The organism is Streptomyces telluris (assembly GCF_024519335.1).
GTDB classification, from domain to species: domain Bacteria; phylum Actinomycetota; class Actinomycetes; order Streptomycetales; family Streptomycetaceae; genus Streptomyces; species Streptomyces telluris.
In genome coordinates, this window is record NZ_JANIID010000005.1 from 27,614 (window position 1) to 50,954 (window position 23,341).

21 protein-coding genes are annotated in these 23,341 nt (G+C 72.7%); 8 read left to right on the forward strand and 13 right to left on the reverse strand.

Annotated elements, in window-relative coordinates:
• Positions 1-38: 38 nt before the first annotated feature.
• Both NQU55_RS07715 and NQU55_RS07720 read right to left on the reverse strand, forming a co-directional pair.
• The gene (locus NQU55_RS07715) at positions 39-1,319 is read right to left on the reverse strand and encodes an SWF or SNF family helicase (RefSeq protein WP_168092510.1); all 1,281 of its coding nucleotides are present in this window, start codon (positions 1,317-1,319) and stop codon (positions 39-41) included.
• Positions 1,316-4,198, reverse strand: coding sequence for an SCO1167/SCO6262 family helicase (locus tag NQU55_RS07720; protein WP_168092511.1), 2,883 nt, complete (start codon positions 4,196-4,198; stop codon positions 1,316-1,318). Before NQU55_RS07720 ends, NQU55_RS07715 begins: the two co-directional genes overlap by 4 nt.
• 240 nt (positions 4,199-4,438) lie before the next feature.
• Here NQU55_RS07720 and NQU55_RS07725 point away from each other — a divergent pair, with 240 nt between their 5' ends.
• The gene (locus tag NQU55_RS07725) at positions 4,439-5,473 is read left to right on the forward strand and encodes an acyl-CoA desaturase (RefSeq protein WP_256790139.1); all 1,035 of its coding nucleotides are present in this window, start codon (positions 4,439-4,441) and stop codon (positions 5,471-5,473) included.
• Between the two features lie 67 nt (positions 5,474-5,540).
• The gene (locus tag NQU55_RS07730) at positions 5,541-5,723 is read left to right on the forward strand and encodes a tail-anchor membrane protein (RefSeq protein WP_168097070.1); all 183 of its coding nucleotides are present in this window, start codon (positions 5,541-5,543) and stop codon (positions 5,721-5,723) included.
• 16 nt (positions 5,724-5,739) lie between these two features.
• Here the strand turns inward: NQU55_RS07730 and NQU55_RS07735 are convergent, their stop codons facing one another.
• The 4 genes from NQU55_RS07735 to NQU55_RS07750 form a co-directional block, all read right to left on the reverse strand.
• On the reverse strand, positions 5,740-6,756 hold the full coding sequence (locus NQU55_RS07735) for a TolB family protein (RefSeq protein WP_256790140.1): 1,017 nt from the start codon (positions 6,754-6,756) through the stop codon (positions 5,740-5,742).
• 18 nt (positions 6,757-6,774) lie between these two features.
• Positions 6,775-8,061, reverse strand: coding sequence for an MFS transporter (locus NQU55_RS07740; protein WP_256790142.1), 1,287 nt, complete (start codon positions 8,059-8,061; stop codon positions 6,775-6,777).
• A 2-nt stretch (positions 8,062-8,063) separates the two neighbouring features.
• Positions 8,064-8,897 carry an alkaline phosphatase family protein gene (locus NQU55_RS07745; protein ID WP_256790189.1) on the reverse strand — a complete coding sequence of 278 codons (834 nt, stop codon included), beginning with the start codon at positions 8,895-8,897 and terminating at the stop codon, positions 8,064-8,066.
• 300 nt (positions 8,898-9,197) lie between these two features.
• Complete coding sequence (locus NQU55_RS07750; protein WP_256790190.1) at positions 9,198-9,461, reverse strand: hypothetical protein; 264 nt, start codon at positions 9,459-9,461, stop codon at positions 9,198-9,200.
• Positions 9,462-9,585: 124 nt separating this feature from the next.
• Between NQU55_RS07750 and NQU55_RS07755 the strand changes: the two genes are divergently transcribed.
• Complete coding sequence (locus tag NQU55_RS07755) at positions 9,586-10,500, forward strand: oxygenase MpaB family protein (RefSeq protein WP_168095837.1); 915 nt, start codon at positions 9,586-9,588, stop codon at positions 10,498-10,500.
• On the opposite strand, the gene NQU55_RS07760 is transcribed toward NQU55_RS07755, so the two are convergent.
• Positions 10,483-11,010: a PadR family transcriptional regulator gene (locus NQU55_RS07760; protein WP_168095836.1), complete on the reverse strand. Its 528-nt coding sequence runs from the start codon at positions 11,008-11,010 to the stop codon at positions 10,483-10,485. The genes NQU55_RS07755 and NQU55_RS07760 overlap by 18 nt on opposite strands.
• Before the next feature lie 101 nt (positions 11,011-11,111).
• On the opposite strand from NQU55_RS07760, the gene NQU55_RS07765 reads away from it, so the two are divergent.
• A complete protein-coding gene (locus NQU55_RS07765; protein ID WP_168095835.1) occupies positions 11,112-11,882 on the forward strand; it encodes an alpha/beta fold hydrolase in 771 nt (256 codons plus the stop codon).
• 51 nt (positions 11,883-11,933) lie between these two features.
• Here the strand turns inward: NQU55_RS07765 and NQU55_RS07770 are convergent, their stop codons facing one another.
• On the reverse strand, positions 11,934-12,587 hold the full coding sequence (locus NQU55_RS07770) for a class I SAM-dependent methyltransferase (protein WP_168095834.1): 654 nt from the start codon (positions 12,585-12,587) through the stop codon (positions 11,934-11,936).
• A gap of 125 nt (positions 12,588-12,712) precedes the next feature.
• On the opposite strand from NQU55_RS07770, the gene NQU55_RS07775 reads away from it, so the two are divergent.
• Positions 12,713-13,099 carry a roadblock/LC7 domain-containing protein gene (locus tag NQU55_RS07775; protein ID WP_168095833.1) on the forward strand — a complete coding sequence of 129 codons (387 nt, stop codon included), beginning with the start codon at positions 12,713-12,715 and terminating at the stop codon, positions 13,097-13,099.
• A gap of 158 nt (positions 13,100-13,257) precedes the next feature.
• Positions 13,258-14,289: a DUF6397 family protein gene (locus tag NQU55_RS07780; protein ID WP_256790144.1), complete on the forward strand. Its 1,032-nt coding sequence runs from the start codon at positions 13,258-13,260 to the stop codon at positions 14,287-14,289.
• Between the two features lie 27 nt (positions 14,290-14,316).
• On the opposite strand, the gene NQU55_RS07785 is transcribed toward NQU55_RS07780, so the two are convergent.
• Together NQU55_RS07785 and NQU55_RS07790 are read right to left on the reverse strand one after the other, a co-directional pair.
• On the reverse strand, positions 14,317-15,180 hold the full coding sequence (locus NQU55_RS07785; protein WP_168096528.1) for an acyl-CoA thioesterase: 864 nt from the start codon (positions 15,178-15,180) through the stop codon (positions 14,317-14,319).
• A gap of 49 nt (positions 15,181-15,229) precedes the next feature.
• Positions 15,230-17,743: a DEAD/DEAH box helicase gene (locus NQU55_RS07790; protein ID WP_256790145.1), complete on the reverse strand. Its 2,514-nt coding sequence runs from the start codon at positions 17,741-17,743 to the stop codon at positions 15,230-15,232.
• A gap of 133 nt (positions 17,744-17,876) precedes the next feature.
• Here NQU55_RS07790 and NQU55_RS07795 point away from each other — a divergent pair, with 133 nt between their 5' ends.
• The gene (locus NQU55_RS07795; RefSeq protein ID WP_168093958.1) at positions 17,877-18,668 is read left to right on the forward strand and encodes a metal-dependent hydrolase; all 792 of its coding nucleotides are present in this window, start codon (positions 17,877-17,879) and stop codon (positions 18,666-18,668) included.
• Positions 18,669-19,249: 581 nt separating this feature from the next.
• On the opposite strand, the gene NQU55_RS07800 is transcribed toward NQU55_RS07795, so the two are convergent.
• Positions 19,250-20,506 (reverse strand): multidrug effflux MFS transporter, encoded by a 1,257-nt coding sequence (locus tag NQU55_RS07800; RefSeq protein ID WP_168093959.1) that lies wholly within the window; start codon positions 20,504-20,506, stop codon positions 19,250-19,252.
• A 48-nt stretch (positions 20,507-20,554) separates the two neighbouring features.
• On the opposite strand from NQU55_RS07800, the gene NQU55_RS07805 reads away from it, so the two are divergent.
• Complete coding sequence (locus tag NQU55_RS07805) at positions 20,555-21,067, forward strand: MarR family winged helix-turn-helix transcriptional regulator (RefSeq protein ID WP_256790147.1); 513 nt, start codon at positions 20,555-20,557, stop codon at positions 21,065-21,067.
• 82 nt (positions 21,068-21,149) lie between these two features.
• Here NQU55_RS07805 and NQU55_RS07810 read toward each other — a convergent pair whose 3' ends face one another.
• Both NQU55_RS07810 and NQU55_RS07815 read right to left on the reverse strand, forming a co-directional pair.
• Complete coding sequence (locus NQU55_RS07810; protein WP_206329567.1) at positions 21,150-22,094, reverse strand: amidohydrolase family protein; 945 nt, start codon at positions 22,092-22,094, stop codon at positions 21,150-21,152.
• Positions 22,095-22,098: 4 nt separating this feature from the next.
• The gene (locus NQU55_RS07815; protein WP_168093960.1) at positions 22,099-23,325 is read right to left on the reverse strand and encodes an amidohydrolase family protein; all 1,227 of its coding nucleotides are present in this window, start codon (positions 23,323-23,325) and stop codon (positions 22,099-22,101) included.
• Positions 23,326-23,341: the final 16 nt, after the last annotated feature.

Sequence of the window (23,341 nt, forward strand, 5' to 3'; positions counted from 1 at the left end):
CTATGAAAGATCCCTTTTCGCTCTCCCTTGCCTTTGAATCACCGGTCGTCGGTGAGGAGCGCGGCGAGCGCGGCCGCCGGATCGTGGTCACAGGGCCCCGCGGGCAGCCAGCGGCCGCCCTCCTTGCGGTAGGGCCACCACCAGCCGTCCCTTCCGTAGCGCAGCTGTGCGGAAGTGCCGACCGCGGTCCACCGGTTGCGCTCGGCCCGCAACTGCGGTGCCTGCTCCTCCTCCCAGGCGCCGGTCAGCCGGGCGCGGGCGCGTGCGAGCCCCTCGCCCTCCGGGGTCCACTCCTCCTCCAGTACGGCGAGGGAGGCCGGACCGCCGTACTCCCAGGCGCGCACCGCCCGCGCGAGCTCGGCCCTCTCCCGCCCGCAGCCCTCCGCGAGCCGGGCGGTGACGCGGTCGTCCGCGCCGGCCGCCGCCAGGCGCACGGCGTCCTCCCACAGCGTGAGCTCCCCGGCGACGGGAGTGCCCTCATGACCGGTGGCCAGCGCCTCGGCCAGCAACTGCCGGGCCCGGGCCGCGGCGTCCGCGACCAGGAACTCCAGTGCCGCGGGATCCAGCCCGGGGGCGGGCGCCACGTCGCCGCTGAGCACCGGAGGGCGCGCCGGTCCCTCCACGGCGGGAGGCGCATCCGGCAGCGGAGCCACGAAGGAAGCCGTCGCGAACGCCTCGGCCGCAGACACCCCGGAGGGCGCTCCGGCATCCTGTCCCGGCCCGCCGCCGGATCCGCGCGCGGCGTTGCGCGCCTGCAGCTGCTCCAGCAGCTCGCGTTCCCCGCGGCCGCGCATCAGCAGCAGGACGAACGGGTCCTGGTCGAGCAGCAGTGCCATCTGGTGGCACAGAGCCGCCGTGTGCGCGCAGTGGTCCCACGCCCCGCACGTGCACTCCGGCTCCAGGTCCCCGATGCCCGGCAGCAGTTCCACCCCCGCCGCGAGCGCGTCCTCGGCCAGGTGCGGCGGTATGTCGCGGTCGAGCAGCGCGGCGATGTGTCCCGCCTGACCCGCCACCAGCTCCAGCAGGCGCTCCCAGTCGGCCGCACCGAACTCCTGCACCACCACGTCGGCGCGGTACGGAGTGCCGTCGCGGTCCCGTACGACGGCTGTGACGCGCCCCGGCCGCACCGAGACCGCGCCCACCGCGCCCGCGCGCGCGTGCCTGCGCCCGGCCTTCACCTGCTGCCCGTCCAGGGCCGTGTCCTCCAGCGCCTTGAGCCACGCCCGGCCCCACCAGGTCCGTGCGGAGCTCCGCGCGTGCTCGGGCGGCAGCGCCTCGAAGGTGCGCTCCGCCCTCTCGGTGGCGTCCTGTCCGCTCAACGTCCGTTCCCCCTCAGTGCGACGAGATCCGCCAGCTCGGCGTCGGTCAGTTCGGTGACGGCCGCCTCGGCGGTGCCGAGGACGGCGTCCGCCAGGGCCTGCTTGCGGGTGAGCATCTCGGCGATGCGGTCCTCGACCGTGCCCTCGGTGACGAACCGGTGCACCTGCACCGGCTGCGTCTGGCCGATCCGGTACGCGCGGTCGGTCGCCTGCGCCTCGACGGCCGGGTTCCACCACCGGTCGAAGTGCACGACGTGCCCGGCCCGGGTGAGGTTCAGGCCCGTACCGGCCGCCTTGAGCGACAGCAGGAAGACGGGCACCTCGCCGTCCTGGAAGCGGCGCACCATCTCCTCGCGGCGCGGCACGGGCGTGCCGCCGTGCAGGAGCTGCGTGGGGACGCCCCGGGCGCCCAGGTGCTGCTCCAGGAGGCGTGCGGTCGCCACGTACTGCGTGAACACCAGCACGCTCGCGCCCTCGGCGAGGATCGTGTCCAGCAGCTCGTCCAGGAGCTCGACCTTGCCCGAGCGGCCGGCGATCGCCGGGGACTTCTCCTTGAGGAACTGCGCCGGGTGGTTGCAGATCTGCTTCAGGCCGGTCAGGAGCTTGACGATCAGGCCGCGCCGCTCGAAGCCGTCCGCGCCCTCGATCTCGGCGAGGACCTCCCGCACCACGGCCTCGTACAGGCCCGCCTGTTCCTTGGTGAGCGTGACCGCGCGGTCCGTCTCGGTCTTCGGCGGCAGCTCCGGCGCGATGCCGGGGTCGGACTTGCGGCGGCGCAGCAGGAACGGGCGGACCAGCGTCGCGAGGCGCTCGGCCGCGGCGGGGTCCGCGCCGCCCTCGACGGCCTGGGCGTAGCGCCTGCGGAACCGGCTCAGCGGGCCGAGCAGCCCGGGCGTCGTCCAGTCGAGGATCGCCCACAGCTCGGAGAGGTTGTTCTCCACGGGCGTGCCGGACAGCGCCACGCGCGCCTTCGCGCCGATGGTGCGCAGCTGCTTCGCGGTGTCGGAGTACGGGTTCTTGACGTGCTGGGCCTCGTCGGCGACGACCAGGCCCCAGGGGGTGCCGGACAGCCGCCGGGCGTCGAGGCGCATGGTGCCGTACGTCGTCAGCACGAACTCCCCGTCGGACACCCCCTCCAGGGACCGTGCCGGGCCGTGGAAGCGGCGTACGGGGGTGCCGGGCGCGAACCGTTCGACCTCCCGCTGCCAGTTGCCCATCAGGGACGCCGGGCAGACCACCAGCGTGGGGCCGGCCGCCCCGGGCAGCGTCTGCCGGTGCAGGTGGAGCGAGATGAGGGTGATGGTCTTGCCCAGGCCCATGTCGTCGGCCAGGCAGCCGCCGAGCCCGAGGGAGGTCATCCGGTGGAGCCAGTCCAGGCCGCGCAGCTGGTAGTCGCGCAGCGTGGCGGCGAGCCCGGCGGGCTGGGGTACGGGTTCCCGGGACCGCTCGGGGTCGGCGATGCGGTCGCGGAGCGCGGCGAGCCAGCCGGTGGCCCGGACGTCGACCTGCGGGCCGTCCTCGTCGCCCTCCTCCGCGGGTGCACGGCCGGTCAGCGCCGCGCCCAGGGCTTCGACCGGTGTGAGCTTGCGGTCCCGCCGCTCGCGGGCGCGGCGCACCGCCTCGGGGTCGACCAGGACCCACTGGTCGCGCAGCCGTACGGCGGGGCGGCCCGCTTCCGCGAGCCGGTCCAGCTCGGCCTGCGTCAGCTCCAGGCCGCCGACGGCGAAGCGCCAGCCGAAGGTCAGCAGCGCGTCGGCCGAGAGCAGCGACGGCATGCCGGACCGCTCGTGGTCCGGCCCCGCGCCGTCGTCCTCCGGGGGGCCTACGAAGGCCCGCGCGGTGAAGTTGCGGACGAGTTCCTTGGGCCAGTGCACCTCGACCCCGGTGGCGTCCAGCGCCGCGGAGGCCGCCCCCAGCAGCTCGCCGACCTCTTCGTCGGCGAGGTCGACGGCGTCGGGGACCGCGGCGGAGAGCAGCGGGGTGAGCGGCGGCCAGGCGCTCGCGGCCCGGCGCAGCGCGAGGAGCGCCTTCATCCGCGCGTCCCGGCCGAGCGCGGCGGCTGTGGGCGACTCTCCGGACCACACCTCGGCGGCGTCCGCGACGAGCGCGGGGTCGGAGAGGCTGTGCAGCTGGAGCACGGCCCGGAAGCGGGGGGCCGCGTCCTCCCCGGCGAGGGCTCCCAGCACCTCGACGCGCAGCGAGAGCCGTACGCCCGCATCGTGGCCCGCGGCGACGCCGGCGGCCCACGCGCGCTGCTCGGGCAGGCGGCGCGGCTCGGGCGCGGCGAAGGCGGGGCCGCCGGCCGCGAGGGCCGCGGCGGGGGAGCGGGGCAGCCCGTCGGCGACGGCGTCCAGGAAGGACCGCAGGAGCAGTTCGGGCTCGGGCAGCAGCAGGGGGCCGGGGCCCGGGAGCGGCACGGCGTGCGCCGCGGGCGGCATCGCGGCGGCCAGGTCGCGCACCCGGTGCAGGTCGTCGGCGGTGAGCGGGCCGACCCGCCACGCGTCGTGATCGGTCTCCGACAGGCCGGGCAGCAGGCGTCCGCGCGCGGCCATCTGCAGGGCGAGCACGGCGGCGGAGCCCCAGAAGGCGGCCGCCTCGTCGGCCCGCGCGGCCCGGGCGCGGGTGAGGACCGGCAGGGCGTCGCGTACGGGCAGCACGGTGGCCCGTACGGTCGTGGTGGTGACGTCGGTGCCGTCCGGGACGGCGATGGTCAGGTCCTCGGCGGCATCGGGGGAGGCGGGCGGTTCGTCGTCGGGGAGCAGGAAGGCCACCCGGCCGGTGCGTGCGGGGTCTCCGGGGAGGAAGACCGCCGGGCACCGGGCGAGCCGGGAGATCTCGGAGGGTGTTGCGGCAGAGGGCGGTGTCACAGCGCTGCGCATTCCTCAAATTTGACTAGTCGGGGTCCGGGCGGCCGAGGGTACAGGACGCCGGCTCCGGGCGAAGGCCTCCGCGAGGTGAGCCGCGCCACACGCCGGAAGTGAGGTGCACTCAACCCCCCTATGCGCTCCGGGGGCTTACCCCCGCAGGAACCGGGTGGTGACTCCATGGCAGCGGCCGACCCCGGTCCGTACGTTCGATGAGGTCAGCCCAGCCCAGCCTGCCGACCGTCCGGAGAACCCATGCCCCAGGCCACCACGCTGCTCGCGGAACCCGCTGCAGGCAGCGACTTCGCCCCGCTCCTCCGCCAGGTCCGGGGACAGGGCCTCCTCGAACGCCGGAGAGGCTGGTACGCGCGCAGCATCGCCGCGAACCTCCTCGCGCTCGCCGCCACGGCCGCCGGGATCGTGCTCTCGGGCGACTCCTGGTGGACCCTCCTGCTGGCCGTGCCCGCCGCCCTGTTCTGGGCCCGCACCGCCTTCGTCGGACACGACAGCGGACACGCCCAGATAACCGGCACCCGGCGCACCGGGCGGCTGATCGGCCTCGTCCACGCGGACCTGCTGCTGGGCATGAGCTACGCCTGGTGGAACGACAAGCACAACCGCCACCACGCCAACCCCAACCACGTCGACAAGGACCCCGACGTCGGCGTGGGGGCACTCGTGTGGACCGAGCGGCAGGCCGCGCAGCGGCAGGGCTTCACGCGGTGGCTCACCCGCAACCAGGCCCGCCTCTTCTTCCCGATGCTCCTGCTCGAAGGCATCAACCTGAAGATCTCGAGCGTGCGTGGCCTCAAACGGCACAGCCCGGCGGAACGGCGGACGGAGGCCGTACTCCTGGCCCTCCACGCGGCCGGCTACGCCACCCTGCTGCTGTCCGCGATGTCCCCGGGCAAGGCCCTCGCCTTCGCCCTCGTCCACCACGCCCTCTTCGGCCTCCACCTCGGCATGGTCTTCGCCCCCAACCACAAGGGCATGGAGATGCCGGACCCGGACGACGGCGCACGCCGGGGCCACCTCCGCCGCCAGGTCCTCACCTCGCGCAACGTACGCGGCGGCCCCGTCACCGACTGGCTCATGGGCGGGCTGAACTACCAGATCGAGCACCACCTCTTCCCCAGCATGCCGCGCCCCCACCTGCGCCTCGCCCGGCCGCTTGTGCGCGCGCACTGCCGCGCGTCGGGGCTGCCGTACACCGAGACTGGAATCGTCGACTCGTACCGCCAGGCGCTGCACCACATGCACGCGGTGGGCGCCCCGCTGCGGACCGGGTGAGGAACCAGGCGCCGCCGCCGGGCGTTCTCACGGACAGAGCGGCAGCCGTCGCGAAGGAGGCAGGGACATGAGCAACAGGGCCAAGGTCGCCGTCGGAGGCGTTGCGGTCGGAGTCATCCTGCTGTGGCTGCTGCCCTTCTGGGCCGCCCTGCTGGTGATGGTCGGGGTGCCGGTCGGCGCGTATCTCCTGCTGGACTCCTCGCAGCGCAAGAGGCTGCGCCGGGTGTCGCGCAAGGAGCTGGGACGCTGACGGTCCCCGGGCGGGGTCAGCCGGTGAAGGCCGGCGCCAGCGCCGCGGGCATCGTGACCCGCGGGCTGTCGGATCCGTCCGCCGGGACGGACCACAGATCCGATCCGTAGTCGCCGGGCAGCGCGTAGACGAGGGTGTGCCCGTCCCGCCACACCGCCTGATCGTCGACGCTGCGCCGCTCGGCCGTCGCGGTCTCGCGCAAGGTACGAAGATCCAGGACGTACAGCCGCCAGGGCGCGTCGTCGGGCGCGCCCTCGACGCGCTTCTTGTACGCCACGCGTGTCCCGTCCGGCGAGAGGGACGGGCACTCGACATTGGGGTGCAGCGAGCGCAGTGTCCGCTCGGCGCGGTCGCCGCGCACCAGGTGCGTGCGCCCGCCCGTGGCGACGGTCGCGTAGAAGTGCGTGTCGTCGGCGAAGGTGACGCCCCAGACGTTGATGTCCGCCGCCTTGTGGAGCCGGCCGTCCAGGAAGAACCGGTAGTCCTCCAGGTTGCGGTCCAGCGTCCAGCCGTCCAGGTCAAGGACGGAGGTGCGGGTGGAGAAGTTCGTCCCCGCGTACGAGTCCCCGCTGACGAAGACGGTCCAGGCGACGGAGCGGCCGCTGGGGGATACCCGGGCCCGCGTCGGCACGCCGGCCAGGTCGTAGCGGCGCAGCTCGCGCAGCCGGGCGTCCAGGACGACGGCCCGGTAGCCGTCCCGGAGCCTGCCGTGCACCGCCTGCAGGCAGATCCCCGTCCCGCCGGCCGCATGGAAGCGCAGGCAGCGCACGCCGGACGAGGTGCGGGGCCCCGCCGGGTCGGCGGCGGGCACCGAGGCGATCTCGTCGCGGTGCGGCCCCCAGGCCATGTTCCGGAAGACGCTCCGGCCCGGCGCGTCCAGGACGACCTCGCCGCGGCCGACTCGTGGGCCGCCCGGCCGCGCCCGGTCCTTCTCGGCGCCCCGGCCGGCGGCGTGCAGCGTGGCGGCCAGTGCGACACCGCCCAGGACCAGCACGGCCGCGACGAGGATCAGGAGACGGTTCTTGAGGTTCATCAGGGCGGTCCTCGTGGTTCAGCGGGCGGGTGCCGGAGGGCCGTCCGCGGGCAGGGGTCTCGCAGGGCGCAGCAGCAGTGCGCTGACGGCCGCGGAGACGGCGAGACCGGCCGCTGCCGCCCCCAGCGCCGTGCGGTCGCCCCACGCCGTCCAGGCGGCACCGAAAGCCAGCGAGCAGACGAAGCGGGCGGCCGCCTGCCCGGTCTGGACGACGGCGAGCCCGCTGCCGCGGACGGCCTCCGGGACGGCATCGGCCGTGGCGGCCGCCAGAACGCCGTCCGTGGCCGCGTAGAAGCCGCCGTGCAGGGCGAGCGCCGGCCACAGCAGGGCGGGCGAGTCGCCGAGCGGGACGAGGAGCACCGCGTACGCCCCCAGGAGCGCGAGGTGGCCGCAGAGGAACAGCCGTCGCCGGCCGAAGCGGTCGGCGACGGCACCCAGGGGGACGGCCAGCAGGAGGAAGGCCGTGGCCGTACCCAGGGGCAGGAGCGGGAACCAGGCCTCGGACAGGTCCAGCCGGCGCTGCAGCGTGAGGTACAGGAACGAGTCGCTGACGGTGGTCAGCCCCAGCAGCGCCGCGCAGACCGTCAGCCGGCGGACCTCCGGGCGGCGCGAGACGTCTCGCAGGGGCGCCTTGCCCGCCGGTGTGCGGTGCCCGCGGGAGGCGGCGCGGCCGGGCACGAAGAGCAGGAGGACGAGTACGCCGAGGACGGCCACGCAGCCGCTCACGGTGAACACGGCGTCGTATCCGCCGGCCGCCGCCCGCAGGATGAGGAAGGCGATCAGGGGGCCGAGCAGCGCGCCCGCGGTGTCCATCGCGCGGTGCACGCCGAAGGCGCGGCCCCGCCCGGCCGGTTCGCAGGCCAGCGAGATCATGGCGTCGCGGGGTGCGGTGCGCAGGCCCTTGCCCGTACGGTCGGCGGCGAGCACCGCGCCGATCAGCGGCACGCTGTGCACGACGAGCAGCAGCGGCTTGCACAGGGCGGAGAGTCCGTAGCCGGCGGCGGCCACGGCCTTGTGGCCGCCCGGACCGTGGTCGGCGAACCTGCCGCCCATCAGCCGTACGAGCGCGCTGACGCCGTTGTGGATGCCGTCCAGGAGGCCGAAGCCCAGCGGCGACAGCCCGAGTTCGGCCACCAGGTAGAGCGGCAGGACGGCGGTCACCATCTCTGATGAGACGTCCGTGACGAGGCTGACGGTGCCCAGGGCGAGCACGGTCGCGGGGACGGCGGCCCGCCGGCCGGGGGAGGGGGCCCGGCCGGCGGTGTCGGGGACGCACGCAGCGGTGCGGCTGTCCGCGAGGTACACGGTCAGCTGGTCCAGATGCCGGTGATGTCCTTGGCGCCTGCTGCGTGCCCGGCGTGCGCGGTGCCGTACATGTCCTCGATGGTGCGCAGGACGTCGTAGTGGTTGCAGGTGGTGCCGGAGGTGGAACCCGCCTTGACGGGCTGTCCGTAGAAGACGGTCGGGATGCGGTTGCCGCTGAGCCGGTTGTCCTCGTCGAAGGTGATGAGGAGCAGGCTGTTGTGGGTCGCGGCCCAGTCCGCATAGCCCTTGAGGTTGTTCTTCAGCCAGGTGTCGCCGGTGCCGACGGAGCAGTCGTGCATGTCGCTGCAGAGGTTCGGCACGACGAAGGAGACCGTCGGCAGCTTGCCGTAGTCGGAGGGGAAGGCGCTCATGGTGTGCGCGGTGCTGGTGGGCACGTTGCTGAAACCGAACCACGGGTTGTGCTTCTGCGCGTACTTGCCGCTCTTGCAGGTGGTGGATCCTTCGGCCGGCAGGGATTCGTTGTAGCTGGCCCAGCTCCTGCCCGTGGCGACCAGTTCGGAGGCGAGGTTGGGCTCGTCGCTGAAGCCCGGGGTGACACAGCTGTCGTCGGTGACGCCCTGGGTGTCCCCGGAGAACAGCGCGTAGTAGTTGGGCTGGCTGGGGTGCGTCTCGGCGTACGACGCCGTCAGACTGGCCCCTCCGGCGGCGAGGGAGTTGATGTAGGGAGCGCTGGAGCTGCCCATGACCTGGCTGTAGGCGTGGTTCTCGAAGACGACGACCACGACGTGGTCCGGGGTGGGCACGGCCGCCGCGGCGGAGGAGTCCGGACCCCACAGGCCGACGGAGACGGCTGCGAGACCGAAGGCCGTGGCCAGGGCGCCGAGGTGACGGCGGCGGGGGCGGTGCGGGCCGGGGGCGCGGGTGGGTGCGGCGGGCACGGTGTCCTCCGTACGGGCGGGCGGGCAGGCCGGCGCCGGCGGGGAAGCTGCCGGGCGGGGCGGCGGCCGGGGGCGTGAGGGAAATGTAGGACGGCCCGCATGACATGTACACGCCTTCAAGGTGACGGCTTCGGGAACAAACGCCCAGCGGCGTGCGACGGCCTCCGCCACCCGGGCCCGGGCATGCGTGAGGGGCGCGTCACGGATGCCGTTCTGTGTGCGATGCGCGGCCGGGCCTCAGGCGGCGGGCAAGCCCAGCAGTTTGCGCGCCATGTGCTGCGGCGTCTCGTCGTGTTCACGGGCGAGGGCGACGACCGCCCGGCACGCGAGCTCGTTCACCCCGAAGCAGAGCGCCTCCGGGGAGACCCAGCGGGCCGCCTCCGCGCTTCTGTCGTGATCGTCCTCGGCGCACGCCACCACATAGGCGGCGGCCGCCTCGAAGAGATTGCGCTGCCGCGCGGCGGGCGGCGGGGGCTTCGGCGGCTGCCAGGCCCCCTCGATGCGCTTGCGGAGCTTGTCCAGCACCGATCGTCACCTGCCTCCGCGAGCGTCCGGGTCGTGGTCGTTCAAGTGTGCCCGCCACCCGTAGAGTTGAACCACCGACGAACGAAGGGGCGACCGCCGAGTGAAGCGCTATGACCGGCTCAAGGAGATCCGGGGAATGGATCCCGAGCGGGACTTCTTCGAGATCTACCGGATGATGGCGACCCTGGAGTTCCCGTGGGACATCACCCGCGCGCTGGAACTCGCCCTTTACCGGACCTACGCAGTGCCCGCCATCGGCCGCCTCCTGGCCGGCACGGGCGAGTTCTGCGACCGCACACAGAAGCGGTACGACGACACCGCCCTCCTCCTCGACGCCGTCGTGGAGCACGGATTCGACAGCGAGAGCGGCCGGACGGCGATCCGCCGGATCAACCAGATGCACCGCGGCTATGACATCAGCAACGACGACATGCGCTACGTCCTGTGCACCTTCGTCGTCATCCCGGGAAGGTGGGTCGACGCGTACGGCTGGCGCCGGTTCTCCGGACACGAGCGGCATGCCATCGCGGCGTACTACCGCACCCTCGGCAAGCACATGGGCATCCAGGACATCCCGGAGTCCTACGCGGAGTTCGAGCGCTGCCTGGACGCGTACGAGGCCGCGCACTTCGGCTGGGACGAGGGCGGCAGGCGCGTGTCCGACGCCACGCTCGACCTGATGGCCTCCTGGTACCCGCGCCCGCTCGCCCCGCTCGTGCGCGGCGCGAGCCGTGCCCTGCTCGACGACTCCCTGCTGCAGGCGTTCCGCTACGAGCAGCCGCATCCGGCCGCCCGCGCCCTGGTCCGCGGAGCCCTGCGGGCGCGTGCCAAGGCCGTACGCCTCCTCCCGCCGCGCCGCGTCCCGCACTTCGTGCGCCAGAACCCCGAGATCAAGGGCTATCCCAACGGGTATGCCGTTGCGGAGCTGGGCACCTTCCCCGCCGTCCGGCGAGGTGCGGGGCCCGGCACGTGCCCGGTGCCGCACACACCGGCCGCCTCAGACGCGGCGGAGTGAGCCGATCGTCTCGCGCAGCCAGGTCAGCTCCGCGCGGCTGGTGGCGCGGGCGATGGTGAGCACACCCCGCCGGAAGGGGTCCTCGATCTCCTCGGCATGCAGGGGCCGGTCGCCGGCGTAGAAGAAGCTCGCCGGCTGCTGGAGGAAGGCGAGCCGCCGTTCCAGGACGGCGGCCTGCCCCGCCGGTTCGCCCAGGTGGCGGAGGAACGCGAGCACCGTGAACCAGCGGTTCTCGTCCGTGATGTCGTTGTCGGCCGGCTCCGCGAGGCGGTGCCGCAGCTCCGCGCGGCCGTGCGCCGTCAGGGAGAGGACGTGCCGCGGGGCCGCTCCGGAGCCCGGCCGGGTCTCCCGGGCGAGCAGCCCCGCCGACTCCAGCCGCTTGATCGCCGGATACAGCGAGCCCTCCGCCACGGGCTTGACGTGCCCGGTGAGCGCGGCGATGCGCTTGCGCAGCTCGTAGCCGTGCAGCGAGGCGTCGTAGAGGAATCCGAGGATGGCGAGTTCAAGCATGGCGGTATTCAACCCGACAGCCGGTGTACATCGCTATGGCGGTACATCGAGATCGATGTATGGTGATGATCCAGTACGGAATCGCTGGAGGGGAGAAGGGCATGCGACAGGCGGAGTTCGGATCCACGGGGGCCTGTGTGCGATGGACCGAGGCCTCCGGAGGCGGCCCCGCGCGGGTCTACCTCCACGGTCTGGGATCGGCCTCGGCCGTCTACCACGCGCACATCGCCGCCGCCGCAGCGCTGTCCGACCGGCGCTCGCTCTTCGTCGACCTGCCGGGACACGGCATCAGCGACCGCCCCCTGGACTTCGGTTACACGCTCGAGGAGCACGCCGACGCGGTGGCGGCGGCCCTGTACTCGGCCGGGGTCAAGGGGGCCGAGGTCGTGGGCCACAGCATGGGCGGAAGCGTCGCCATCGTGCTCGCCGCGCGTCGGCCCGAGCTGGTCTCACGGCTGGTCCTCGCCGAGGCCAACCTCGACCCCGACCCGCCCCGGACGGCCGGCAGCAGCGGCATCGCCTCGTACACGGAGGAGGGATTCGTCCACGGCGGGGGGTTCACGGACACCCTGCAGCGGGTCGGTCCGCTGTGGCGCGCCACGATGCGGCTCGCCGACCCCACCGCCCTGCACCGCAGCGCGATCGGCCTGGTGCGCGGGACCCGGCCGACGATGCGTCACCTGCTGCAGGAGATGACCATTCCGCGGACGTACCTGATGGGAGAGCTCAGCGGCGAGCTGCCGGGGCGCGAGGAGCTGGAGGCCTCGGGGGTGGTCGTGGAGACCGTGCCCGGCGCCGGGCACAACATGATGTTCGACAACCCCGCCGCGTTCGTCGAGGCGGTCGCCGCACCGTCCCTCCTGCCTTACTGAACCTCCCGGCCTCCTGCTGCTCCTTGGCGCCCCTGCGGTCCTGGTGGCTTCTCAGCCGCGGGTGGCTGCATGCGGCTCCGGCAGGTCCGCCCGGCTCGCCAGCACCAGGAAACGGGTGTCCTCGTCCGTGTAGGAGTCGAGGTGCCAGCCGCCGCGTGCCAGGAGGGGGCGCAGGTTGGGCTCGGCGCGCTCGTCGTCGGGCGTCACCTGGCGGCCGTGACGGGCGGCGAGCGCGGCACGCCCCACGGGGTGGAAGAGCGCGAGCCGCCCGCCGGGCCGTACGACGCGAGCCAGCTCTTGCAGGCCCGCCACCGGATCCGCCAGGTGCGAGATGAGACCCGCGGCGAAGACGGCGTCGACCGAGCCGTCGCGCAGCGGCAGCGTGGTGACGTCGGCCAGGAGCAGCTGCCCGTCGTGGTGCCGGCCCGCCCGCACGGCGGCGTCCAGCATCGCGGGAGTGAGGTCCGCGCCGAGCACGACGCCCCGCGGGCCGACCGCGGCGCGCAGGGCCGGGAGCGCCCGCCCGGTACCGCACCCCGCGTCCAGGACCGCATCGCCGCGGCGCAGTCCGAGGTCGGCGACGGCGGCGTCGTAGGCGGGTCCGTCATCGGGGAAACGGGCGTCCCAGTCGCCCGCCCGCTCGGTGAAGAACTCCTGCACATGGGCGGGATCCCGCCACTGTTCCTTGGTCGTCTGCTGTGCCATGTCCCCATCATGTGCCAACTTGCGCACGGACACGTGCCGACGGGCCGGGACGGGTTGCCGACGGCACGCCGGTGAGCAAGGCTGGCACGGCAGTTACGGGGAACAGCGGAACGGGGAGGCGGGACATGGCAGTCGGCAAGGGGCTCGACTGGATGCTGGACGACCTGACCGAGCGCATCGAGCACATACGACACGCACTGGTGCTCTCCAACGACGGGCTGGTGACGGGGGCCGGCGCGAGCCTGAAGCAGGAGGACGCCGAGCACCTGGCCGCGGTCGCGTCGGGGCTGCACAGCCTCGCGAAGGGCACGGGCCGTCAGTTCGGGGCGGGCCGGGTGCGGCAGACGATGGTCGAGTTCGACGACGGCGTGCTCTTCGTGACGGCCGCGGGCGACGGCAGCTGTCTGTGCGTCCTCGGGGGAGCGGAGGCCGACATCGGCCAGATCGGCTACGAGATGACGCTGCTGGTCAACCGCGTCGGCGAGCATCTGGGCGTTGAGGCCAGGCAGTAGGCGGGCGCGTCGAGGAGACCACGTCGGCGAGGGGCCGGCAAAAGGCCGGCGAGGGCCGGCGAGGGTTATCCACAGGGCGGACGGCCTGTCGTACTCCACCGCTATCGTCGTCACTGTCAGTAATCGATGGTGATCGAGCGATGACGGGGGAGGGTTCCATGGCGGTGCAGGAATGCCGGGAGCGGAGTGCGACGGCCACAGTGGCCTGTGGGAGGGCGGCGCGGGAGCTGGGCCTGAGGTCCCGCGAGTTCGAACTGGCCGTGCAGCTGGGCCATGTACGGACGGTGTCCGCTCCCGGCGGGAGGCCGCGGGTCACGTGGGAGGAGATCGAACGGCACCGCTCCGGTGAGGGTTTCCCCGAGTCGTTGCGCAATCGCCTGTGGGCGGTGGGCACGGCCGAGGCCGCCCAGCTGATGGGGGTGAGCCCCGCCCGCTTCGCGCGCCTGGCCAAAGCGGGCTGCTTCGCCCCGGTGAGGTTCTACGTCAATCGCTACCGGGCGGTGGTCTGGCACTATCTGGCCGCCGACCTCGTGGAGTTCGCCGACGCCAACCCCGAGCTCCTCACGGGGCGCACGCCTCCAGGCCTCCGCCTGGAGCTGGAGGGGCGTGACGACCAGCGGGCCCGGAGCTGGCGCGCCCGGCGGCTCGACCAGCTGACCGGACGGACGGCGGAGCCCTGGGAACAGGCGGCGGCCGTCGCGGCCGTGCTCTCCCCCGACCAGCTGGCGGATGCCGTGCCCGACCCGTACGAGCGGGCGTACGTCAGCGCGCTGCGGCCGGACCTCTCCGGGATCCGCTCGGCTTCGGCGGCGGCACGGGAGGTCATCGAGAGAGTGACGCTCGCCGTCGACGCCGACGAGATCGGCCGCCACAGGGAACGGCTCGCCCTGGCCTTGGACGCGGCCCGTGAGGTCCGGCCGGCTCCGACGCCCGGGGGGTATGCGCCCGCAGCTCCCGCGCGGGAGCCGGGAGGGGGCGCGCGGGAGGACGGCCGGTCGGACCTCGCGGCGAAGCGGGTGCCGGAGCCGGAGTCGGACTCGGACTCGGATCCGAAGTCGGATCGGGATCAGGGTCGGGATCGGGAGCCGGAGCCGGAGAGGGCGGCGGGGGACCGGGAGGCCCGGCGTGGCCGGGCGGATACGTCGGCCCGTTTGCGGGCGTGGCTGCGTCGGCTGCGGCTCATCGCATGACGCCCGGCCGGACCGGGCCCCGGGCGCTCAGCCCACTTTGCGGAACAGGCCCTCCTGCATCACCGACACCAGCAGTCGGCCCTCGCGGTCGAAGATCTGGCCACGGGCCAGGCCCCGGGCGCCCGTCGCGATGGGTGACTCCTGCTGGTAGAGGAACCACTCGTCCGCGTGGAAGGGCCGGTGGAACCACATCGCGTGGTCCAGCGAGGCCATGTCGAAGCCGCGCGGCCCCCACAGCGGTTCCACGGGGATGCGCACGGCGTCGAGCAGCGTCATGTCGCTCGCGTACGTGAGGGCGCAGGTGTGCACGAGCGGGTCGTCGCCCAGCGGCCCCAGCGCGCGCATCCACACTGCGCTGCGCGGCTCGGTGTCCGCCAGCTCCTGCGGGGTCCAGCGGAGCCGGTCGACGTAGCGGATGTCGAAGGCCAGCCGGCGCTCCATGTGGCGCAGCGCGCTGGGCAGCTCGCCGAGACGCTCGCGGATCTCGTCGGCGAGCCGTGGCAGTTCCTCGGGCGCCGGCACGTCCGGCGCGGGCACCTGGTGCTCGAAGCCCGGTTCGGGTTCGTGGAAGGAGGCGGTGAGGTTGAAGATCGTACGGCCCTGCTGGACGGCCACCACGCGCCGCGTGGTGAAGGAGCGGCCGTCGCGCACCCGCTCCACCAGGTACACGATCGGCACGCCCGGCCGCCCCGGGCGCAGGAAGTACGCGTGCAGCGAATGGACCGGGCGGTCACCGTCGGTGGTCCGCCCGGCCGCGACCAGCGCCTGCCCGGCGACCTGCCCGCCGAACACGCGCTGCAGCGACTCGTCGGGACTGCGGCCCCGGAAGATGTTCAGGTCGATCTGCTCCAGGTCGAGCAGACCCACCAGACGGTCGGTCGGTGTGGTCATCGGGCCTCCTTCGCCGCCGGGGCCCGACGCGTGGGCCGTGCCTCGGAGGCTACAGCTGACCGACCTCCACGACGCGGACCACCGCGCGGCCCTCCTCGTCGGAGGCGGTGAGGTCCACCTCGGCGGTGATGCCCCAGTCGTGGTCGCCGTTGGGGTCCGCGAAGGTCTGGCGCACCCGCCACAGGCCGTCCTGCGGCTTCTCCTCGATCCGCAGCAGCTTCGGGCCGCGCGCGTCGGGACCGGTCCCCAGGTCGTCGTACTCGTCCCAGTACGCGTCCATGGCCTCGGCCCAGCGGTCCTCGTCCCAGCCGGACTCGGCGTCCATCTCGCCGAGCTCGCCCACCTTGTCGAGGGCGGCCAGCTCGACCCGGCGGAAGAGGGCGTTGCGCACGAGCACCCGGAAGGCGCGGGCGTTCGCCGTGACCGGCTTGACCTGGTCGGCGCGGTCCTGCGCCTGCTCGGCCGTCTCCTCCTCGGGGTTGGCCAGCTGCTCCCACTCGTCCAGCAGGCTGGAGTCGACCTGGCGCACCATCTCGCCCAGCCAGGCGATCAGGTCCTCGAAGTCCTCGGACTTCAGGTCGTCGGGGACGGTGTGGTCCAGCGCCTTGTACGCGCCGGCGAGGTAGCGCAGGACGATGCCCTCGGTCCGCGCCAGGTCGTAGTGGGAGGTGAACTCCGTGAAGGTCATGGCCCGCTCGTACATGTCGCGGATGACCGACTTCGGGGACAGCGGGTGGTCGCCGACCCAGGGGTGGCTCTTGCGGTAGAGGTTGTAGGCGTGGGTCAGCAGCTCTTCCAGCGGCTTGGGGTAGGTGACGTCCATGAGCCGCTCCATGCGGTCCTCGTACTCGACGCCGTCCGCCTTCATCACGGCGACCGCCTCGCCGCGCGCCTTGTTCTGCTGCGCCGCGAGGATCTGCCGCGGGTCGTCCAGCGTCGACTCCACGACCGAGACCATGTCCAGGGCGTAGGAGGGGGACTCCGGGTCCAGCAGCTCGAAGGAGGCGAGCGCGAAGGTCGACAGCGGCTGGTTGAGCGCGAAGTCAGACTGCAGGTCCACGGTCAGGCGCACGATCCGGCCCTCGGCGTCGGGCTCGTCGAGGCGCTCGACCACGCCGCCGTCCAGCAGGGAGCGGTAGATCGCGATGGCGCGGCGGATGTGCCGCAGCTGGTTCCTGCGCGGCTCGTGGTTGTCCTCCAGCAGGCGGCGCATCGCCTCGAAGGCGTTGCCCGGGCGGGCGATGACCGCCAGCAGCATCGCGTGGGTGACCCGGAAGCGGGAGGTGAGCTGCTCCGGCTCGGAGGCGATGAGCTTCTCGAAGGTGTTCTCGTTCCAGTTGACGAAGCCCTCGGGCGCCTTCTTGCGGACGACCTTGCGCCGCTTCTTGGGGTCGTCACCGGCCTTGGCCAACGCCTTCTCGTTCTCGACGACGTGGTCGGGGGCCTGGGCGACGACGAACCCGGCCGTGTCGAATCCGGCCCGCCCGGCCCGGCCCGCGATCTGGTGGAACTCCCGGGCCCGCAGCGTCCGCACCCGCTGGCCGTCGTACTTGGTCAGGGCGGTGAACAGCACCGTGCGGATCGGCACGTTGACGCCGACGCCGAGGGTGTCCGTGCCGCAGATGACCTTCAGCAGCCCCGCCTGCGCGAGCCGCTCCACCAGCCGGCGGTACTTGGGCAGCATGCCCGCGTGGTGCACGCCGATGCCGTGCCGGACGTAGCGCGAGAGGTTCCGGCCGAACTTGGTGGTGAAGCGGAAGTTGCCGATGAGCTTGGCGATCTCGTCCTTCTCCTCGCGCGAGCACATGTTGATGCTCATCAGCGCCTGTGCCCGCTCCACGGCCGCGGCCTGGGTGAAGTGCACGATGTAGACCGGGGACTGCTGCGTCTGCAGCAGCTCGGTGAGGGTGTCGGTGAGCGGCGTCGCGCGGTACTCGTAGGACAGCGGTACGGGCCGGGTCGCCGAGCGGACGACGGCCGTGGGGCGTCCCGTGCGCCGGGTCAGATCCTCCTCGAACCGGGACACATCGCCCAGAGTGGCCGACATCAGGATGAACTGTGCCTGGGGCAGCTCCAGCAGCGGGATCTGCCACGCCCAGCCCCGGTCCGGCTCCGCATAGAAGTGGAACTCGTCCATCACGACCTGGCCGATGTCGGCGTCCTTGCCGTCCCGCAGCGCGATGGAGGCGAGCACCTCGGCGGTGCAGCAGATGACGGGCGCGTCGGCGTTGACCGAGGCGTCGCCCGTGAGCATGCCGACGTTCTCCGTGCCGAAGATCTTGCACAGGTCGAAGAACTTCTCCGACACCAGCGCCTTGATGGGCGCGGTGTAGAAGGTCACCTGGTCGTTGGCGAGCGCAGTGAAGTGCGCCCCGGCCGCGACCAGGCTCTTGCCGGAACCCGTGGGCGTCGAAAGGATCACGTTCGCCCCGGAGACCACCTCGATCAGCGCCTCCTCCTGCGCGGGGTACAGCGAGATGCCCCGCTCCTCGGCCCAGGTCGAGAAGGCTTCGAAAAGGGCATCGGGGTCGGCATGGCTCGGCATCTGATCGATAAGGGTCACCCCTCCATACTGCCTGGCCCCGGACCCGATCATGGAACCGGCCGGTCGAATGGTGATCATCCGGACGCTACGCTGAGTCGCCGGCCCGGCGTCAGGAAAGCCGGGCCGGCCGGCACGAGGAGGGGAATCGACCATGATGGGACCGGCGCACTCGCTCTCGGGAGCGGCCGCCTGGCTGGGAGTGGGGGCGGCGGTGGCCGCGGCCGGCCACCCGATGCCCTGGCCGGTGCTCGTCGTCGGCGCCCTGATCTGCGCCGGAGCGGCCCTCGCCCCCGACCTCGACCACAAGTCGGCGACGATATCGCGGGCCTTCGGCCCGATATCGCGCGTGCTGTGCGGCGTCATCGACAAGCTCTCGCACTCGGTCTACAAGGCCACCCGCGGACACGGCGACCCGCGCCGCAACGGCGGCCACCGCACCCTCACCCACACCTGGCTCTGGGCCGTCCTGATCGGTGGCGGGGCCTCGGCGCTGGCCATGACGGGCGGCCGCTGGGCCGTGCTCGGCATCCTCTTCGTCCACCTGGTGCTCGCCGTCGAAGGACTCCTGTGGCGCGCGGCCCGCACCTCCAGCGACGTCCTCGTCTGGCTCCTCGGCGCCACCAGCGCCTGGATACTGGCCGGCGTCCTGAACGAGCCGGGCAACGGCGCCGACTGGCTCTTCTCCGACCCGGGCCAGGAGTACCTGTGGCTGGGCCTGCCGATCGTCCTCGGCGCCCTGGTGCACGACATCGGCGACGCGCTCACCGTCTCCGGCTGCCCGATCCTGTGGCCCATACCCATCGGCCGCAAGCGCTGGTATCCCCTCGGGCCGCCGAAGGCCATGCGCTTCCGGGCGGGCAGCTGGGTGGAGCTCAAGGTCCTCATGCCCGCGTTCCTGGTCCTCGGCGGCCTGGGCGGGCTGGGCGCCCTGGAGTTCATCTGACCCCGGGGCGCCGCCCGGCCCCACTGTAGGGGCCGCTACTTCGTCAGCACTGGCTCCTGCAGAAACGCCGAAATCCGGGCACGATGAGCATCGACGGTGTCGGTGGATGGTGAGCAATTGATGGCGCCTCCGTGGCCGAGCTGGTGACAACGAGTGAGGCATCCATCGTCTTGAGGATCCCCGGTTTCGCTAACCGGGGATCCTCGGCTATGTAGGACGGCAGTGCGGTCTCGGAACGGGAGCCGTGCTTCGCGCGATGCTGCCGTTGCGGAGGCCATGGGCGGCGGGGCCGCTGGGCTGTGGCGCGGGGCGGGACCGGCAGCACCAGACGGCATCTCGCTCCGGAGCCAGGATCCGGGCTGAACTGCCGATGCCGATCCAGAGCATCGCCCGCGTGCACTTGCCGCCACGTCGTCGAAGGGGTTGGTCGGCAGTTTTCGCTTCTCCGTACATCGGGCGGCAGCGTGGATCCATGGTTGTCCGATGTGTGGCGGGATAGGGGGCCGCTCACCATTCGGGGTCTCTCCGGCCACCGCGGAGCCGGAGGGAAGGCGACGTGGGCTCCCGCCCCGGCTGGGGGGTCAGTTGTCAGTGAGCGTTTCGCCGTGGCGGAGCCAGGGGCGGGCGAGGGTGATCAGGGTGAGTGCGGCGAGGGCGACGGCGATGAGCATGATGAGGGCCATGGGGGTGGAGCTGGTTTCGCCGAAGAGGCCGACGAGGGGGGAGGCGAGGGCGCCGAAGAGGAATTGGAGTCCGCCGAGGAGGGCGGAGGCGGCTCCGGGGGCGGTGCGGCCGAGGGCCTGGCCGAGGGTGGTGGCGGCGGGGAAGATCAGTCCGACGCCGAGGAGGGTGACGAAGAGGCTGGCCCAGGTGCCGGCGAAGGTTTCGCCGGCTGTGCCGAGGATGGCCAGCTGGCCGGTCACGCCGAGGCCGCATATGGCGACGCCCGTGGTCAGCATGGTGTTGAGGCTGATCTTCCGGGAGAGCCTGCTGAAGGCGAAGCCCGCGATCAGCATGCCGACGGCGTTGGTGGCGAAGATCAGGGAGTAGGCCGTGGACGAGACACCGTGCAGGTGCTCGAAGACGAAGCTGGACCCGCTGATGTAGGCGAACAGCGCGGCCGAGGTGAGGCCGAGGATGAGGACGTACCCCATGAACGCGCGCCGACGGCACAGGCCGCCCATGGTGCGGAATGTGTTCGCCAGCCCCTGTGACTGCCGGTTCTGCGGGGGCAGGGTCTCGGGGACCTTGGCCAGCACTGCCACGGTGAGCAGGGCGCCGGCCAGGGCGAGGGCGACGAAGATGCCGCGCCAGGTGGTCACGCTGAGGATGGCGCCGCCGATGACGGGGGCGGCCACCGGGGCGATGCCCAGGACCTGGGCGAGCAGGGCGAAGTAGCGGGGGACCTCGGGGCCGTCGAAGCGGTCGGTGAGGACGGCGCGGGCGAGGACCATGCCGGTGGCGGCCGCGACGCCCTGGAGCAGGCGCAGGATCAGGAGCGTCTGGACGTTCGGTGCGAGGGCGCAGGCCAGGGACAGGGCGGCGAAGGCGGCGGTGCCGCCGATGAGGAGTCTGCGCCGGCCCATTGCGTCGCTGAGGGGGCCGATGACCAGCTGGCCGGCGACCAGGCCGGCGAGGAAGGTGGTCATGGTCAGCTGGATCGCCGAGCTGTTTGCGTGCAGGGCGGCTCCCATGGCGGGGAAGCCGGGCACGTACATGTCGGTGGCCAGCGGTGCCACGGCGCTGAGGGCGCCGAGGACGGCGATCAGGGCGGCGATGCGGCCTGCGGGGATGGTCGTGCGGGGGGTGCTGTGTGTGGTTCGGGTCGGGGATACCATGAGAAAAACCGTAACCAATACATAACCGGTTAAGCAATTGGAGGTCCGGTGCACGCGCACTCGGGCAGGGTCCGCGGCCAGTGGGCGGCGAACAACCCTGGGCTGGACACGTCCTCGATGGAGATCGTCACGCTCATCAAGCGGTGCGCGTCGTTGCTGGACCGCGCGGTGGAGCCGCTCGTCGAGGGCGCCCCGCTGACGTTGCAGGAGCTGGATTTCCTGGTGCCGCTGCGTTACGAGGAGGAGCCGGTGATCGCGCGCCGGCTCGCCGAGGACCTGGGGCTGACCCAGGCGGCGGTGAGCAAGGCGCTGGCGAAGCTGGAGCGGCGGGGGCTGATCGAGCGTGCCCCCAATCCGGCCGACCGGCGTGCGTCGCTGGTGACGATCACCGAGGAGGGCAAGCGCCTGATGGACTCGCTCTTCCCCCGGCGCCTGACGGTGGAGGCCGAGATGTTCCATGCGCTGGGCGGCGCCCGCGCCGAGGTGCTCGAGGCACTGGAGCGTCTCGCCGAGGTGATGGGCGACCACGTCGAGAAGACGGCCGGCGACCGCCGGCGCTGAAGGGCCGCCCGCGCGCTCACCGGGCGGTGCGGGGCTGCCCGCCGGCTGTACGGGCAGCCGGCGGGCAGCGATGTTCGGATGTTCAGCTGAAGAGCGCCTCAGTGTTGGCGCGCAGGGCCTTGGCCATACCGTCCCCACCGAGGGCGGTGGTGGCCGCTTCGAGGCGTCCGGCCCAGGCGAGGACTTCCGGCAGTGGGGTGAAGGGCCAGTCGCTGCCGTAGTGGAGACGGGCCGGGTCGGCGACGTTCAGCAGGGCCGGCAGCATCTCGGGCAGGGGCATGCCCGCCAGGTCGAAGTGGAGCGTGCGCAGGGCGTTGCGCATCGGCTGCTGGTTTTCCTTGCCGGCCGTGCGCGCGCCGATGACGTCGACGCGCGAGGCGACGGCGGGCAGGACGGCACCGGCGTGCGGGACGATCACGCGGAGGCCGGGGTGACGCTCCAGTACACCGGAGAGCACCATGTCGGTCACCGTCCGGGTGGTGTCGAAGAGAAACTCCAGCATGGGCCGCGGATACGGCAGGGCCGGGGCATGCCCGGTACAGGGGGCGGCGGGGCTGGTGGGGTGCAGGAACAACACGGCGTTACGGCGGCCGAGTTCGGCATAGGCCGGCTCCAACTGCTCGTTGCCCAGGTAGAGGCCGTCGAAGTTGGTCTCGAAGACCACGCCGTCGGCGCCGAGCTCGTCGAAGGCGTACGCGATCTCCGCCAGGGCTCCGTCGATGTCGGGCAGCGGAGTCGAGGCGAAGAAGGCGAACCGGCCCGGGTGGGCGCGCGCGAGCCGCGCGGCCTCCTCGTTGACCCGCCGGGCCAGAACACGGGCCGCGGCCGCGTCGCCGAAGTGGACTCCGGGGGAGGAGATCGACAGATACGCCTTGGCGATCCCGGCCTCGTCGAGCATCCGGAGGGCGGAGGTCTCGTCCCAGCCGGGGATGCCCCAGATGCCGTCGGGGCGGGAGTGCCCGTTGTCGATCAGCGCCTGGCGGTAGAAGTCGGGCAGGAAGTGGTGATGGACGTCGATCTTCGTCACGTGGTCACGCTCCCTCGCCCTGGAAGACGACTTGGCCGCTTCGGATCACCTGGTGGACACGGCCGATGGCGGTGATGTCCTGGGCCGGGTTGCCGGAGACGATCAGCAGGTCGGCGATCTTGCCCGGCTCGACGGTGCCCAGGCGGTCGGCGATGCCGAGCAGCTCGGCATTGGTCTTCGTCGCCATGGACAGGGCTGCGGGGGCTGGGATGCCTTGGTCGTGGACCATCATCACCAGCTCGTCGCGCAGCTTCCAGCCGTGCAGCCCTGGGGAGTGCGCGTCCGAGCCGACCCCGAGCCGTACGCCCGCCTCGTAGGCGCGGTGGACCAGGTGGTTGCCGTAGCGCAGGGTGCGGGCGTCCCCGTCGGCTCTCGCCTCGAACTGGTGGGCCACCATGGTGGGTACGAGGTAGGTGCCGCGGTCGGCCATGAGGGCGAACAGCGCCTCGGCGGCGGCCTCGTCCTGCGGCTCCTCCGCGCGCAGCACCAGGTGCTCGATGTCGTCGACACCGCGCTCGACCGCCGTCCTGGCGTCCTCGACGGTCTCGGTGTGGGCAGCGACCCGCAGCCCGCGGGCGTGGGCGGCATCGGCGATGGCCTCGGTGAGGTGCCAGGGCATCTTCAGTTCGGGGCGGGCCGGGCCGAAGATCGCGTTGTTCGAAATAATGATCTTGACGAGGTCGACGCCCGCGGCGGCGAGCTCGTCGACCATGCGCTCCGCTTCTTCGGCCGTCTTCGGCATGCGGGCGCCTTCCCGTACGGCTGCCGGCTCGCTGCCCCAGACGGTGGCGTTGGGGTGCCCGCCCTCGACCTGGAAGCTCGGCCCGCTGGTCACGACGCGGGCCCCGGCCAGGGTGCCGTTCTCGATGCCGTCCCGCACGGCGATGCTGTCGTGGAGGAAGTCGCCCAGGCTGCGCTGGGTGGTGACCCCGTACCGCAAGGCCCCTTCCCGAGCGGCGGCGTAGTCGTCGGTGGCGGCCCGGCCACCGAACGGCGGCGTGCTCCGAAAGCCCAGTCCTCCCAGGTGCACATGGGCGTCGATCAGCCCCGGAAGGACCGCCTTGCCCTCCAGGTCGACCACCGTCGCGTGGCCAGGGACCGGGGCGCCGGTCCCGGCGGCGGCGATCCGGCCGCCGGAGACGACGACGGTCGCGCCGTCGATCACGGGTCCGCCGGTGCCGTCGATCAGCAGAGCGTTGGTGAGCGCGAGGCTCGGTTCGTGCTGGTTCATGCCATCGAGTCTTCTG

Bases quoted from the DNA above. Each gene is read 5' to 3' on its own strand.
- NQU55_RS07765 (WP_168095835.1), top strand. From the start codon at position 11,112: ATGCGACAGGCGGAGTTCGGATCCACGGGGGCCTGTGTGCGATGGACC.
- NQU55_RS07730 (WP_168097070.1), top strand. From the start codon at position 5,541: ATGAGCAACAGGGCCAAGGTCGCCGTCGGAGGCGTTGCGGTCGGAGTC.
- NQU55_RS07720 (WP_168092511.1), bottom strand. From the start codon at position 4,198: ATGCGCAGCGCTGTGACACCGCCCTCTGCCGCAACACCCTCCGAGATC.
- NQU55_RS07780 (WP_256790144.1), top strand. From the start codon at position 13,258: ATGGCGGTGCAGGAATGCCGGGAGCGGAGTGCGACGGCCACAGTGGCC.
- NQU55_RS07775 (WP_168095833.1), top strand. From the start codon at position 12,713: ATGGCAGTCGGCAAGGGGCTCGACTGGATGCTGGACGACCTGACCGAG.
- NQU55_RS07725 (WP_256790139.1), top strand. From the start codon at position 4,439: ATGCCCCAGGCCACCACGCTGCTCGCGGAACCCGCTGCAGGCAGCGAC.
- NQU55_RS07785 (WP_168096528.1), bottom strand. From the start codon at position 15,180: ATGACCACACCGACCGACCGTCTGGTGGGTCTGCTCGACCTGGAGCAG.
- NQU55_RS07815 (WP_168093960.1), bottom strand. From the start codon at position 23,325: ATGAACCAGCACGAACCGAGCCTCGCGCTCACCAACGCTCTGCTGATC.
- NQU55_RS07760 (WP_168095836.1), bottom strand. From the start codon at position 11,010: ATGCTTGAACTCGCCATCCTCGGATTCCTCTACGACGCCTCGCTGCAC.
- NQU55_RS07795 (WP_168093958.1), top strand. From the start codon at position 17,877: ATGATGGGACCGGCGCACTCGCTCTCGGGAGCGGCCGCCTGGCTGGGA.
- NQU55_RS07800 (WP_168093959.1), bottom strand. From the start codon at position 20,506: ATGGTATCCCCGACCCGAACCACACACAGCACCCCCCGCACGACCATC.
- NQU55_RS07770 (WP_168095834.1), bottom strand. From the start codon at position 12,587: ATGGCACAGCAGACGACCAAGGAACAGTGGCGGGATCCCGCCCATGTG.
- NQU55_RS07735 (WP_256790140.1), bottom strand. From the start codon at position 6,756: ATGAACCTCAAGAACCGTCTCCTGATCCTCGTCGCGGCCGTGCTGGTC.